Origin of the sequence: Intrasporangium sp., assembly GCF_036566125.1 — a bacterium.
GTDB lineage: Bacteria > Actinomycetota > Actinomycetes > Actinomycetales > Dermatophilaceae > Intrasporangium.
The window spans coordinates 25,466-38,768 of the sequence record NZ_DATCWX010000307.1 but is presented as its reverse complement, the minus strand read 5'-3'; the positions used below and the strand labels follow the sequence as shown (position 1 = coordinate 38,768).

12 protein-coding genes are annotated in these 13,303 nt (G+C 71.0%); 8 read left to right on the top strand and 4 right to left on the bottom strand.

Annotation, left to right across the window (positions count from 1 at the left end):
• Nucleotides 1-8 precede the first annotated feature (8 nt).
• Nucleotides 9-2,150 carry a glycogen debranching protein GlgX gene (glgX, locus tag VIR15_RS18575; protein WP_331930474.1) on the bottom strand — a complete coding sequence of 714 codons (2,142 nt, stop codon included), beginning with the start codon at nucleotides 2,148-2,150 and terminating at the stop codon, nucleotides 9-11.
• 134 nt (nucleotides 2,151-2,284) lie between these two features.
• On the opposite strand from glgX, the gene VIR15_RS18570 reads away from it, so the two are divergent.
• The 5 genes from VIR15_RS18570 (at nucleotide 2,285) to VIR15_RS18550 (ending at nucleotide 5,948) form a co-directional block, all read left to right on the top strand.
• The gene (locus tag VIR15_RS18570) at nucleotides 2,285-2,797 is read left to right on the top strand and encodes a T3SS (YopN, CesT) and YbjN peptide-binding chaperone 1 (RefSeq protein WP_331930472.1); all 513 of its coding nucleotides are present in this window, start codon (nucleotides 2,285-2,287) and stop codon (nucleotides 2,795-2,797) included.
• Entirely contained in the window at nucleotides 2,797-3,570 is a 774-nt protein-coding gene (locus VIR15_RS18565; RefSeq protein ID WP_331930470.1) for an enoyl-CoA hydratase/isomerase family protein, read from the top strand. Before VIR15_RS18570 ends, VIR15_RS18565 begins: the two co-directional genes overlap by 1 nt.
• Before the next feature lie 7 nt (nucleotides 3,571-3,577).
• Nucleotides 3,578-3,904: a YqfO family protein gene (locus tag VIR15_RS18560; RefSeq protein WP_331930468.1), complete on the top strand. Its 327-nt coding sequence runs from the start codon at nucleotides 3,578-3,580 to the stop codon at nucleotides 3,902-3,904.
• Nucleotides 3,905-4,155: 251 nt separating this feature from the next.
• The gene (locus VIR15_RS18555; RefSeq protein ID WP_331930466.1) at nucleotides 4,156-4,956 is read left to right on the top strand and encodes an electron transfer flavoprotein subunit beta/FixA family protein; all 801 of its coding nucleotides are present in this window, start codon (nucleotides 4,156-4,158) and stop codon (nucleotides 4,954-4,956) included.
• A gap of 32 nt (nucleotides 4,957-4,988) precedes the next feature.
• Nucleotides 4,989-5,948, top strand: coding sequence for an electron transfer flavoprotein subunit alpha/FixB family protein (locus VIR15_RS18550; protein WP_331930464.1), 960 nt, complete (start codon nucleotides 4,989-4,991; stop codon nucleotides 5,946-5,948).
• A 100-nt stretch (nucleotides 5,949-6,048) separates the two neighbouring features.
• Here VIR15_RS18550 and VIR15_RS18545 read toward each other — a convergent pair whose 3' ends face one another.
• Together VIR15_RS18545 and VIR15_RS18540 are read right to left on the bottom strand one after the other, a co-directional pair.
• A complete protein-coding gene (locus tag VIR15_RS18545) occupies nucleotides 6,049-6,507 on the bottom strand; it encodes a hypothetical protein (RefSeq protein WP_331930462.1) in 459 nt (152 codons plus the stop codon).
• A 67-nt stretch (nucleotides 6,508-6,574) separates the two neighbouring features.
• Entirely contained in the window at nucleotides 6,575-8,719 is a 2,145-nt protein-coding gene (locus VIR15_RS18540) for an acyltransferase family protein (RefSeq protein ID WP_331930460.1), read from the bottom strand.
• 204 nt (nucleotides 8,720-8,923) lie between these two features.
• Between VIR15_RS18540 and VIR15_RS18535 the strand changes: the two genes are divergently transcribed.
• The gene (locus tag VIR15_RS18535) at nucleotides 8,924-10,111 is read left to right on the top strand and encodes a cysteine desulfurase family protein (protein WP_331930458.1); all 1,188 of its coding nucleotides are present in this window, start codon (nucleotides 8,924-8,926) and stop codon (nucleotides 10,109-10,111) included.
• Nucleotides 10,108-11,211 carry a tRNA 2-thiouridine(34) synthase MnmA gene (gene mnmA, locus VIR15_RS18530; RefSeq protein ID WP_331930456.1) on the top strand — a complete coding sequence of 368 codons (1,104 nt, stop codon included), beginning with the start codon at nucleotides 10,108-10,110 and terminating at the stop codon, nucleotides 11,209-11,211. The genes VIR15_RS18535 and mnmA overlap by 4 nt, the downstream gene beginning before the upstream one ends.
• 29 nt (nucleotides 11,212-11,240) lie before the next feature.
• On the opposite strand, the gene VIR15_RS18525 is transcribed toward mnmA, so the two are convergent.
• Nucleotides 11,241-12,134, bottom strand: a complete 894-nt coding sequence (locus VIR15_RS18525; protein WP_331930454.1) for a GNAT family N-acetyltransferase — start codon at nucleotides 12,132-12,134, stop codon at nucleotides 11,241-11,243.
• Nucleotides 12,135-12,264: 130 nt separating this feature from the next.
• Between VIR15_RS18525 and VIR15_RS18520 the strand changes: the two genes are divergently transcribed.
• On the top strand, nucleotides 12,265-13,248 hold the full coding sequence (locus VIR15_RS18520) for a methionine synthase (RefSeq protein ID WP_331930452.1): 984 nt from the start codon (nucleotides 12,265-12,267) through the stop codon (nucleotides 13,246-13,248).
• The last annotated feature ends 55 nt before the right edge of the window (nucleotides 13,249-13,303 follow it).

Genomic DNA, 13,303 nt, shown 5'->3' with positions numbered 1-13,303 from the left:
CTCGGTTCTCAGGTGGGGTCCTGGACGCTCCACAGACGCATCGACGACGGCGACAGCGTCACGTCGGTGCCCGCCGGAACGCTGGGACCCGGGGGAGTCGGGCGCTCCTGCGCGCTGTCCCACAACAAGTCGTATGCCGCTGAGCCGGGTGCGCTGGGCAGCGTGACCTCCGCTGCCCAGGCACTTCCGTTGACCTGGAGCAGGACCGAGCGGTGACCCTGCCAGGCACCGTTGAACAGCGCCTGGAGCGCATCGACGGCGGGACCGTCCCAGCGCCGGCCCATCGCCTCCCCGTCGCCGCCGTACCATGCGAGGTCGGTCGAACCGTCGGCGTGAACCTGGCGGCCGGAGAAGAACTGCCGCTGTCGCAGGACCGGGTGGTCCCTCCGCAACGCGACGAGGTGCCGCACGGTCTCGAGGAGATCGTCCTGCCACTCCTCCAGCTCCCATGAGTACCAAGAGATCTCGTTGTCCAGGCAGTAGGGGTTGTTGTTGCCCTGCTGGCTCCGGCCGAACTCGTCGCCCCCGTTGATCATGGGCACGCCGGTCGAGAGCAGCAGGGTCCCCAGGAGATTGCGCATCGAGCGCCGTCGCGTCGCGTTGACCGAGGTGTTGTCGGTCGGTCCCTCGACGCCGTGGTTCCAGGACCGGTTGTCATCGGAGCCGTCCAGCCCGCCCTGGCCGTTCGCGTCGTTGTGCTTGCGGTCGTAGGTCGTCAGGTCGGCCAGGGTGAAGCCGTCATGCGACGTGACGAAGTTGATCGACGCGATGGTCCCGCGGTCCAGGCTGCCAAAGAGGTCCTGGGAGCCGGCGAGCCTGGTGGCGAGGTCGCGCACGCCGTGGCCGGTCATGCCAGCGGTTGAGCCCGCCAGGTCACGGAGCCAGAACGTCCGCGCGCTGTCCCGGAAGCGGTCATTCCACTCGGACAGCGGTGGCGGGAACTGCCCGGTCCGCCAGCCGTGGATCCCGACGTCCCAGGGCTCGGCGATCAGCTTGACGCGCGACAGGACCGGGTCGGTCCGCAACGCGACGAGGAACGGGTGCGTGGGGTCATACGCCTCGTCCCGCCCCCGCGCGAGCGCCACCGCGAGGTCGAAGCGGAACCCGTCGACATGGCACTCCTGCACCCAGTAGCGCAGCGAGTCGAGCACCATCCCGACGACGACGGGATGTGACAGGTCGAGGGTGTTGCCGCACCCGGTGACATCGATGTCCTGCCCGCGCGCATCGAGCCGGTAGTAGGCGCGGGAGTCGAGCCCCCGCCAGGACAAGGTCGTGCGGTCCTGTTTCTGCTCAGCGGTGTGGTTGTAGACGACGTCGAGGATCACCTCGATGCCGGCCGCGTGGAGCAGCTTCACCATGCCCTTGAACTCGTCGACGACCCCCTGCGGATCGTCCGCCGCGGCATAGCCGGCGTGCGGCGCGAAGAAGCCGAGGGTGTTGTAGCCCCAGTGGTTCGTCAGACCGCGCGCGACGAGCTCGGGCTCGTGGGTGAAGGCGTGGATCGGCAGCAGCTCGACAGCGGTGATACCCAGGCTCTGGAGGTGCGCGACGAAGGCCGGATGTGCCAGACCGGCATAGGTGCCGCGGAGGTGCTCAGGAAGGTCGGGGTGGAGCGCGGTCGCGTTCTTCACGTGGACCTCGTAGATCACCGACTCGGTCAGTGACCGCCGAGGCGGCTCATCCGACCCCCAGTCGAAGGTGTCATCGATGACGACGGAGCGCGGGAGGTATGCCGCTGAGTCGCGCGGGTCGAGCACCGTCAGGTCGCCGGTGAGGTCGCGACCGACGTGGTGGGCGAACAGGGCCGGGTCGAGCGTGACGTCTCCCTCGAGCGCCCGGGCGTACGGGTCGAGGACGAGCTTGCTGGGGTTGTAGCGCTGTGCGCGCCCCGGCTCCCAGGGGCCGTCGGCGCGGAAGCCGTAGCGTTGGCCGGCGCGGACATCAGGCACGGTGCCGAACCAGGTGCCGTGAGCGCGGTGCCGCAGCGGGATCCGCCGCTCGGACTCGCGGCCCTGTGCGTCCCGGTCGAAGAGGCAGACCTCCACCGCGGTCGCATTGAAGGCGTAGACCGAGAACACCGCCCCCTCTGATGTGAGGTGGACTCCGTGCTCCGGCGGGACGTCGGGAGATCCGGGAGGAGACGGCACCGCCTCAGCCTAGGGCGAGGGCGGGGACGCCGGGACCAAGGCCAGCGGCATACGGCCGCCGGTGCTTGCTCGCGGCTCGAACGGCAGGTCGCCTGCATGTGACTGGGACCAGCCCCGCTCGTTACGGTGGGGCCATGACCGATCCGACTTCCCTGCCCAACTTCCAGCCGCACCTGCCTGGGGGCCCTCCGAACGGCGCCGCGAAGAACGATGCTCTGGTGCGCGATCGCATCCTCGCCGTGCTCGCGGACCTGGGGTTGGAGGCCAAGGTCGACAACGACGGCGACCTCGAGTTCGTCGTCAACGAGCAGACTCTCTTCGCTCGGGTCGCGGAGGGTGAGATTCCGCTGGTCCGGTTCTTCGGCCAGTGGCAGCTGCAGGAGCCCGTCTCGCCCGACCGCAACGAGCGCCTTGCCCGCTGCAACGACATGACGCTGCAGCTCAACATCGTCAAGATGTGCCTCGTGCAGGAGAGCCTCGTCGTCTCGGCCGAGCACGTCGTGCCGGAGTGGGCCGACCTCAAGCTGCTGACGCCCCTGTCGATCAACCACATCCTCCAGGCCGTTCAGTTCTTCTTCCAGTCCTGGCTCCCTGCCGATGACCAGGCCCAGCCGGGTGCTGGCGACACGACGCAGGGCGGCCAGTGATGGGGGAGTTCGTCCGCCTCGACGTCGAGCACGGCATCGGCACGATCCGGCTCGACCGGCCCAAGATGAACGCCCTCAACGTCCAGGTCCAGGAGGAGATCCGCGCTGCGGCCCTCGAGGCGACCGACCGGCAGGACGTGAAGGCGGTCATCGTGTGGGGCGGGGAGAAGGTCTTCGCCGCCGGAGCCGACATCAAGGAGATGCAGACGATGTCCTACACGGACATGGTCGACCGCTCCGGTCCGCTCCAGACGTCCATCACGGCCGTCGCCCGGATCCCCAAGCCGGTCATCGCCGCCATCACCGGGTACGCGCTCGGCGGCGGGTGCGAGCTCGCGCTGGCCTGCGACTTCCGCGTGGTCGCTGATGACGCGAAGCTCGGCCAGCCGGAGATCAACCTCGGCATCATTCCCGGAGGCGGTGGCACCCAGCGGCTGTCGCGACTGGTCGGGCCGGCCAAGGCGAAGGAGATCATCTTCAGCGGCCGGTTCCTCGACGCGCAGGAGTCGCTCGCGATCGGTCTCGCGGACAAGGTCGTCCCCGCTGCCGAGGTGTACTCCGCTGCGCAGGAGTGGGCCCGGCAGTACGTCAGCGGACCGACCTATGCGATCCGGGCCGCGAAGGAAGCAGTCGACCGGGGGCTCGAGGTCGATCTCGAGACCGGTCTCGAGATCGAGCGGATGCTCTTCGCCGGCCTGTTCGGCACGCGCGATCGCGAGATTGGCATGACCGCGTTCGTCGAGCGGGCCGAGGCGCAGTTCGAGGGCAAGTGACCGGCGGGTGAGCAGCTTGGACGTCCTCGTCTTCTACTCGCCCGTCGAGTCGACCGAGGGCGTCCTGGCGGCCGTCTTCGCGGCCGGCGCCGGAGCGATCGGTGACTACACCGAGTGCGCGTGGTTCGGCGAGGGGATCGGTCAGTTCCGGCCGGGCGCCGGTGCCAACCCCGCCATCGGCGCGGTCGGCGACCTCGAGCGACTGCCCGAGCACCGCGTCGAGGTGATGTTCCCGAAAGGCCTGCGGCGCCACGTCGTCGCTGCCCTCCGGACCGCGCACCCCTACGAGGAGCCCGCCTTCCACGTCATCGAGTCGGCGGACCCCGACGCCTGACCGCCCGCCGCAGGTTCGCCGCGGCGAAGTTGTGGAGGGGCGGGAGGGCTGGGAGCGCGCCGGACGGCGTCAGCGAGCTCAGCGGCATACGGCATGGTGGTTTGACGTGAGCCAGCCCACGGGTGGTGAGCGTCACCCCGCGGGGGTGGTGGGCGTTCGAGCGCTCAGTGACAAGATGGACGGCAGTGCCGGGGTGGACCTCCGGTCTCAGGGAACCCCGCAACACCAGCTACGGAAGAGGACGATCACCCATGAACATCGTCGTCTGTGTCAAGTACGTGCCGGACGCCCAGGCGGACCGCACGTTCAACGCATCTGACAACACGACCGACCGCGAGAACGTCGACGGCCTGCTGTCCGAGCTCGACGAGTACGCCGTCGAGGCAGCACTGAAGCTCGTCGAGGCCGGCGAGGGCGAGGTCACCGTCGTCACGGTCGGACCCGACCAGGCAGCCGACGCCATCAAGAAGGCCCTCCAGATGGGCGCCGACAAGGGCGTGCACATCAAGGACGACGCCATCCACGGCTCCGACGCGCCCGCCACGTCCCTCGTGCTCGCGGAGGCGATCAAGAAGCTGTCCGCCGACGGTCAGCCCGACCTCGTCATCACGGGCATGGCGTCGACCGACGGCACGATGGGCGTCGTCCCCACGATGCTCGCCGAGCGACTCGGCCTACCCGCCGTGACCTACGCGTCGGAGCTCACCGTCGAGGGCGGCACCGGTGGATCCGTCACGATCCGCCGGGACGGCGACGTCTCGACCCAGACGATCGAGGCGAGCCTCCCGGCCCTCGTGTCCGTCACCGACCAGATCAACGAACCGCGCTACCCCTCGTTCAAGGGAATCATGGCCGCGAAGAAGAAGCCGGTCGAGACGTGGGGCATCGCCGACCTCGGCGTCGACGCGTCGCAGGTCGGTCTCGACGCCGCGTGGACGAAGGTCGCATCCTTCGCCGCTCGCCCGCCGCGCACGCAGGGCACCATCGTCGCCGACGAGGGTGACGGCGGCCAGAAGCTCGCGGCCTTCCTCGCCGAGCGCAAGTTCATCTGATCGCAGCAGCCGTTAGAAGGAGAGACATCGCAATGGCTGAAGTTCTCGTGCTCGTCGACCACGTCGACGGCAAGGTCCGCAAGACCACGTCCGAGCTGCTGACGATCGCCCGCCGCCTCGGCGAGCCGTCGGCGGTCTTCATCGGCTCCGGTTTCGACGCCGCCAAGGAGACGCTGGCGAAGTACGGCGCCGCCAAGGTCTACCGCGTCGAGTCCCCCGAGGTGCTCGAGCACCTCGTCGTCCCGCAGGCCGAGGTGCTCGCGCAGCTCGTCGGCTCCGCGTCGCCGGCGGCGGTGCTCGTCCCTGCCAACACCGAGGGCAAGGAGATCGCGGCGCGGCTCGCGGTCAAGACCGAGTCGGGCCTGATCACCGACGCGGTCGACGTGCGGGCCGGTGAGGGGGGTGGCGTCGCCACGACCCAGTCCGTCTTCGCCGGTTCCTACACGGTCGAGGCGACGGTGACCAAGGGCACGCCCATCGTGGCCGTCAAGCCGAACTCCGCTGCCCCCGAGGAGGCCCCGGCGGCTGCGGCTGACGAGGTCGTCGACTTCACGCCCTCCGACGTGGCCAAGAGCGCCCGGATCACCGAGTCCAAGGAGAAGCAGGCGACGGGCCGTCCCGAGCTGACCGAGGCGGCGATCGTCGTCTCCGGTGGCCGTGGCACCGGTGGGGACTTCTCGCCGGTCGAGGCGTTCGCCGACTCGCTCGGCGCCGCCGTGGGCGCGTCCCGTGCGGCCGTCGACGCGGGGTGGTACCCGCACACCTCGCAGGTGGGCCAGACGGGCAAGCAGGTCAGCCCGCAGCTCTACGTCGCCGCGGGCATCTCGGGTGCGATCCAGCACCGGGCCGGCATGCAGACGTCCAAGACGATCATCGCCGTCAACAAGGACAACGAGGCGCCGATCTTCGAGCTCGTCGACTTCGGCGTCGTCGGTGACCTCTTCCAGGTGCTGCCGCAGGCGACCGAGGCGATCAAGGCCGCCAAGGGCTGAGGCGCGAACCCGTGTCAAGGGCCCCCGACCGCTCGTGGTCGGGGGCCTTTGCGCGCCTGTGGCGCACGACGATGCCGTATGCCGCTGAGCTGGGTTCCGCTCAGGCCGCGGGCTGGCCGCCGGGTCGCCTCCCTGACGTGCGCACCCAGCTGCGCAGCTCCTCGCGGTTCCTGGCGTACGTCGTGGCCGCGGTCCCGAACGCCCACCACGGTGGCCGCAGCGTCTCGGACAGCGACCGGGTGGGCCGGTCCCTGCCTCTTCGCCACTCGATTCGGCCGCTGTCCGTGACCCGGTGGACGCTGTCAGGTGAGATCGACTGGGAGACAAGGGTGTTGTGGACGCGCATGGCGTCGTCACTGCTCAGGTCGATGCGGGCGGTCCACGCCCGGTAGCCCAGGGCGGCTGCCACCGCCAGGCACACGGCGTAGACCGGGAGCTCGGGCAGGGTGACGAGCTCGAGGATGAGGCGGGCGACGAAGTACCCGACCAGAGGGCTCGCCACTGCAGCGACGACCCGGTGGCCGACTGGCGCTCTGAGGGTGCGAGGGCCATGCCTCATGCGGCCGATCATAGGCAGGGCGTCAGCGTTGTCAGCGCTGTCCGCGCCGTCAGCGCTGTCGGCACCGTCAGCGCCCGGGTGCGGCGGGGAGGTCGGGGGAGCGACGGTCGAGGATGCCGGTGTCCACGAGCCGGGACTCAAGGATGGAGGTCATGGACTCGACGTAGGTCCGGGTGATGTGGGTGCCCTGCCGGTAGACGAGGACCTCGCCGACGACCGCCGGGCAACGCCCGTCCGGGGTCTGCGGGCAGATCCACGGATTGAGATCGAGCCAGGTTCGAGCCTCGCCGAGTCCGACCGCCCGTCGCAGGGCCTCGGAGCCGACGCCGTCGTTGGCCGGGAACGCGCACTCCAGGTAGTCGTCCGGGTGACGCTCCACGCATTCGTAGCGGGGCTCCTTGCCGCCTGGGCGTGGCGTGTCGCCGATGGCCACCACCGTGGTGCCGACGCTCTCGAGCCGATCCCAGTAGGAGTCGTAGCCCGCGGCCGCGGCATCGACGTCGGCCGCGTTCTCTCCACCGAGCAGTGCCGAGGTCACCACGTAGTCGACCCGGCCCTGGTCCGAGGTCAGGTGGTTCATGACCCGGTCGTTGTAGGCGAGACAGTCCGGCGCGCGCTCGGACGGGTTCAGGGCGCAGGCGCTCTTGAGGTAGAGCTCCAGACGCCATCCGTGCGCCTCGGCGATGGCGTCCAGCGCGTCGAACCACTGCCCGGCCTTCGAGTCACCGGTGAGGGCCACGGTCACGTCTCCGTCCGCGTCGCCGTAGACGCAGTCGAGCCGAGGCGTCGTGTCGCCTTCTGCGGTCTGGCAGTCGTCGTCGTAGTACGCGGGGATGTCATTCGGCGCGGCGGCTGGGGTGGGATCGATCGGACCGGTGCGGGTGAACTCGGGCGCGAGGGCCGCGGTGGTGCGGGCCGGGGTCCGTGTCGCGCCCTCGTGAGAGCCGGCGGGTGGGTTTGGGGCCGGGTCCGGGGAGGAGCCCGTGGGGGACGGGGCCTGGTGCGCCACCGCCAGCGCTCCGGGAGCATCGGTCGGCGTGTCGGTCAGGCGGGGGACCTGCGTCCAGACCACACCAGCCGCGACGAGTGACAGCGCCATGCCGGCTGCGCCCAGGGCGAGGGTCGGCCTGGTGCTGCGGAAGGTGGACCCGAACCGGATGGGGTCCTCGATGAGGCGCTTCGAGAGCCACGCCAGCCCCACCGATGCCACGGCGAGGCCGACCTTGTGCCACGCCGTCAGTTCGGTGACCTCACCGCCGAGGGCGATGAGGGGCCAGTGCCAGAGGTAGATCGAGTAGGAGAGCCCACCGAGGAAGACGAGCGGCCGCAGTGCGAGCACACGTCCCACGACGGTGCTCGAGTGCGCGATCCCGGCCGCGATGACGGCTGCTGTCCCGAGGGTCGGCAACAGCGCGGCCCACCCCGGCCATGGCGTCGTCCGCGAGACGAGCAGCCCGGCGGCGACGACGAGCAGCAGACCGCCGGCAGCCAGCCCCGAGGCGGTCGCCCTCCCCAAGCGGCGGAGCAGCGGCACGGCGCACGCGATCAGTGAGCCGAGGCCGAGCTCCCACGCGCGGGTCGTCGAGAAGAAGTAGGCAGTCTGGGGCGCGGACGCGGTGTGGGCCATGGAGGCGGCCAGGGACGCGACGACGATGGCCCCGATGCCGACGGCGACGGTCCGGCGGACGCCCCACCCGAAGCGTCGGGACAGCCAAGCCAGCCCGATGATCATGATGGGGATGACGAGGTAGAACTGCTCCTCCACGGACAGCGACCAGTAATGCTGCACCGGCGACGCTGCAGCGTCCTCGGCGAGGTAGTCCACGGAGCGGAAGGCAAGCGCCCAGTTGACGACATAGAGCGCTGCCGCCATGACGTCCTCGGACAGGGCCTCCCATGCGGAGCCCGGGAGGACCCACCAGCCGACCAGGGCCGTGACGACCAGCACGAGGGTGGCCGCTGGAAGCAGGCGGCGTGCTCGACGGGCGTAGAAGCGCACGAGCGACACGGTCCCGGAGCGCTCGGCCTCATTGAGCAGTCCGGACGTGATGAGGAAGCCAGAGATGACGAAGAAGACATCCACGCCGGCGAAGCCTCCGGACAGCCGGTCGACGCCCAGGTGATACACGAGGACGAACAGCACTGCGATGGATCGCAGGCCTTCGATGTCGCCCCTGAGCGGGGAGCGGGCCGGGTGGCTGGTTGAGCTCATGCTGCGAGGGTTTCCTCCTGCGTCGTCGGTGGTGCGTCTCGGGGATCCTGGTGCCCGTGCCGGGTCGAGAGCGTACGGGGGACGTTCGATGGTCACACGTCCACCCGCGCGCACGCATCTCCGTGCGCACGGGTCCGCACGGCTTTGGGTGGCCTCGCTGGACCTGTGACGGGGCGCGGGCGATTCCGGCCCTAGAATCGGTGGGTGACTGCCTACCTCGATCACGCGGCGACCACGCCGATGGTCCCCGCCGCCCTGGAGGCGATGACGGAGCAGCTGGCCATCGTCGGCAACGCGTCGTCGCTGCACCGGGTCGGGCGTGCCGCGCGCCGGGTGGTCGAGGAGTCAAGAGAGAAGATCGCCAAGGGGATCGGCGCTCGTCCGTCTGAGGTCGTCTTCACCTCCGGCGGCACGGAGGCCGACAACCTCGCGGTAAAGGGCCTGTACTGGAAGCGGCGCGACGCCGACCCCGCGCGGACGCGGCTCGTCGTCAGCGCCATCGAGCACCACGCCGTGCTCGACTGTGTCGAATTCCTCGTCGCGCACGAGGGGGCCAAGGTGACCTGGGTGGAGCCGACGAGCCAGGGCTTCGTCGAGGCGGAGGCCGTGCGGCGCTCCATCGAGCAGGACCCGGGCTCGGTCGCGCTCGTCTCGGTCATGTGGGCCAACAACGAGGTCGGGACCGTGCAGGACGTCGCCGCGATCGCCGCGGTGGCGCACGAGTTCGGCGTGCCGTTTCACACCGACGCGGTGCAGGCCGTCGGGCACGTGCCGGTGGACTTCGCCGCGAGCGGCGCTGACCTGATGTCGATGACGGCCCACAAGCTCGGCGGCCCCATCGGCGTCGGCGCGCTCGTCGCCCGCCGGGACGCGCGTCTCGTGCCCCTCAGCCACGGCGGCGGGCAGGAGCGCCAGCTGCGCTCGGGGACCTTGGACACGCCGGCGATCCGCGGTTTCGCCGAGGCCGTCGTTGCGTCCGTTGCACAGCTCGAGGAGGAGTCTGCGCGGCTGACCCACCTGCGCGACGACCTCGTCGGGCGGGCCATCGACCTCGGATTGGGGGTCCGCGTCACAGGCCACTGGGCGCGGGGAGACCACCTCCGACGGCTGCCCGGCAACGCGCACCTGCTCATCGATGGCTGCGACGGTGACTCGCTGCTCTACCTGCTCGACGCCGCGGGGGTGTCCTGCTCGACGGGTTCGGCATGCCAGGCCGGCGTGCCGCAGCCGAGCCACGTGCTGCTCGCGATGGGCATCAGCGAGAGCGACGCTCGGGGCGCCCTGCGACTGACCCTCGGCCACACGTCGACGGCGGCGGACGTCGACGCGGTCATCGAGGCGCTGCCGGCGGCGGTCGAGCGCGCTCGCCGAGCGAGGCGGGCGACGGCATGAGGGTCGTCGCAGCCATGAGCGGCGGCGTCGACTCGGCAGTCGCCGCTGCCAGGATGCTCGACGCGGGCCACGAGGTCGTCGGCGTGCACCTGGCCCTGTCACAGAGCGCGGCGACGTTGCGCGAGTCCGCGCGGGGATGCTGCACGATCGAGGATGCGGGAGACGCGCGGCGGGTCGCCGACGTGCTCGGGATCCCGTTCTACGTGTGGGACATGGCGGAGCGCTTCAAGCGAGACGTCATCGAGGACTTCACCTTGGAGTACGCCCGCGGCCGGACGCCCAACCCGTGCCTGCGGTGCAACGAGAAGATCAAGTTCTCGGCGCTGCTCGACAAGGCGGTGGCGCTCGGCTTCGACGCGGTGGCGACGGGGCACTACGCGCAGATCCGGGAGGTGCCGGACGCGACCGGGGGAGTGCGGCGCGAGCTGCACCGGGCGGTCGACTCGGCCAAGGACCAGAGCTACGTCCTCGGGGTGCTCGACGCGGAGCAGCTGGGACGCGCCTTCTTCCCACTGGGCGACACGACGAAGCCGGAGATCCGCGAGGAGGCCGCCGCTCGCGGCTTCTACATCGCCAAGAAGCCCGACAGCCACGACATCTGCTTCATCCCTGACGGGGACACGCGCGCCTGGCTCGGTCGGGCCCTCGGCGAGGCGCCCGGCGACATCGTCGACGTCGACGGGTCCGTCCTGGGCCGCCACTCCGGGGCCTTCGCCTACACGGTCGGCCAGCGCAAGGGCCTGCGGCTGACCCGCCCGGCCCCGGACGGCCAGGCCCGCTACGTCGTCGAGGTTCGGCCGGACCGCAACCAGGTGGTCGTCGGGACCGCCGACCTGCTCGGCATCAACGCGCTCACCGGTGACCACGCCCGCTGGTGCGGCCCGGCGCCGGACGGCCGCATCCGGGTCGGGGCCCAGGTCCGGGCCCATGGCGAGGAGCTCCCGGCCACGGCCTGGGCGCACGGGGACCGGGTGGAGGTGCGCCTCGACGAGCGGACCCGCGGGGTGGCGCCGGGCCAGTCGGTCGTCCTCTACGACGGCACGCGCGTGGTGGGGTCGGCGACCATCGCGGCGTCACGCCTCGAGCGTGTCGACGCCTGACCAGTGCGCCGCCCGGGCATCCGGGGCGCTCAGTCCAGGGACCGGGTCCACGTCACCGTCCGTGCGACCGGTCGAAAGCCGAGCGCTTGGTACAGGCGTCTCGGTCCCGGGTAGTCCTCGTCGCCGCGTGGGCTCACCTGGGCCGTGTGCGCCCCGAGCTCGCGCGAGCGGTGCAGGGCGGCGAGCGTGACGGCTCCGGCAAGACCGCGGCGACGATGGCCAGGCTCGCACCCGACCGGCTCGACGAGGGCAACGCCGTTCACGTCGTCGAGCCAGAGGATGACCGAGGCGACCATTCGGCCCTCGCGATCGCATGCCACCCAGTCGAGGTCGGATCTGTAGGGCCAGGCCTGCATGACCTGTGCATAGGCCTCGGCGCTGACCCGTGAGCGCCCGAACTCCGCCCACGCGGCCCGGTGGACCGCTGCCCGAGGCGCGACCTCGCCCTGCTCGACGGGGCGGAGTCGATAGCCGGCAACCTGCGGCACGGGTGGCAGCTCACGCAGGTCGAGCAGGTGGTGGGTGAAGTGCCAGCCGTCTCGGTCGGGGCGGAAGCCCGCCTCGTGGAGCACCGGCTCGACGCTGTCACCCTCCATCGCCACCGCGGACTGCCGCGGCGCATCGCTCCAGTCCTCGAACCAGTCGACGACGTCGCGGGCCACCTCCGCATGGTCAGGGGTGACCTGGAGCTCCAGCCAGTCGGGGCCCTCGGCCCAGCCGAAGCCGACCACTTCGTCGCCGAGGCGCCACAGGGAGATCGCCTCGTCGGCCCCCACGCGGTCGGGCTCGACCGGCTGCGAGTACCGGTTCCAGGCGAGCTGGCCGGGGTGGAAACGCGCCCTGGGGGACCAGACCCGTGAGCACATCGCCTGCATCTCGCCCAGGTCTCGGGGCCCGGAGAAGTCGCTGCGCGTGGTCGGCACGCGGCAAACCCTAGCCATCGCCCGTCCGGCAACACACCCGCTTGCCGTGTGATCGGGCCGGCTGCAACAGGGGCCCGCACTCGATAGCCGGGTGTGTTGCGGAGGTCAGGGCGGGCCTAGGGTTGGGGCCGTGACTCAGGCAACCGGGATCGGCTCGTGGCCAGGCACCTCTGTGCGCGACGCGCTGGCCCAGGTGCGCGAGATCCTCGATGGTCACCTGCCCTACCTGCCCGAGCTGCCCGCACGTGGGCCGGGTGCCGACATGATCGGGCGCAGCGCCGGCCTGCTCGTCGAGCTTCCCGTGGACCTCCAGCCGACCGGCTGGCGCCTCGTCGACCGGCCGGGCCGCGACGCACACCGGACCGCGGCACTGATGCGTGAGGACCTCGACGAGCTGGCCGAGGCCTTCGAGGGACACACCGGGCCGATCAAGCTGCAGGTCGCCGGGCCCTGGACCCTCGCCGCCTCGGTCTGGCTGCCCCGCGGCGAGCGGGTGGTTGTCGACGAGGGGGCGTGCCGAGACCTCGTCGACTCGCTCGCCGAGGGCGTGCGGAACCACGTGGCGACCGTGCGACGGCTCGTCCCCGGTGCGGAGGTCGTGCTCCAGGTCGACGAGCCGTCACTGCCGACGGTCCTGTCAGGTCGACTGCCCACGGCGTCGGGTTACGGACGGCTGCCCTCGGTCGACCCGCAGGTGGCCGCCGCGGCACTGGCCACGGTGCTCGCGGCGCACGATGGAGACACTGTCATCCACTGCTGCAGCGCAGACCCTCCGCTGCCACTCCTTCGCTCAGCGCGCCCGGCGGCGCTGTCCCTCGATACGGCGCAGCTCAGTCCGCGCGGCTGGGAGGGCGTGGCTGTCGCCGTCGAGGACGGCATCCGCCTGCACGCGGGCGCGGTGCCGACGGACGGGTCGGTGACCCGGGCGGTCGAGGTGGCGGACCGCATCTCCGATGCCTGGCAACGAGTCGGTATGCCGCTGAGCTCGCTCTCGGACATCGTCGTCACCCCGGCCTGTGGCTTGGCCGGGGCGCCCCCACCCGTGGCGCTGGCCATCCAGCGCGCCGCGGTCGACGCGGCGCGTGAGCTGACCGAGCGCGCCCAGCAGGGTTGAGTGAACCCAACGCCGGGGTTCCTGCAGCGCGGTCACCTCGAGAGGCAGCAAACCT

Bases quoted from the DNA above. Each gene is read 5' to 3' on its own strand.
- VIR15_RS18570 (WP_331930472.1), top strand. From the start codon at position 2,285: ATGACCGATCCGACTTCCCTGCCCAACTTCCAGCCGCACCTGCCTGGG.
- VIR15_RS18565 (WP_331930470.1), top strand. From the start codon at position 2,797: ATGGGGGAGTTCGTCCGCCTCGACGTCGAGCACGGCATCGGCACGATC.
- VIR15_RS18555 (WP_331930466.1), top strand. From the start codon at position 4,156: ATGAACATCGTCGTCTGTGTCAAGTACGTGCCGGACGCCCAGGCGGAC.
- VIR15_RS18550 (WP_331930464.1), top strand. From the start codon at position 4,989: ATGGCTGAAGTTCTCGTGCTCGTCGACCACGTCGACGGCAAGGTCCGC.
- VIR15_RS18545 (WP_331930462.1), bottom strand. From the start codon at position 6,507: ATGAGGCATGGCCCTCGCACCCTCAGAGCGCCAGTCGGCCACCGGGTC.
- VIR15_RS18540 (WP_331930460.1), bottom strand. From the start codon at position 8,719: ATGAGCTCAACCAGCCACCCGGCCCGCTCCCCGCTCAGGGGCGACATC.
- mnmA (WP_331930456.1), top strand. From the start codon at position 10,108: ATGAGGGTCGTCGCAGCCATGAGCGGCGGCGTCGACTCGGCAGTCGCC.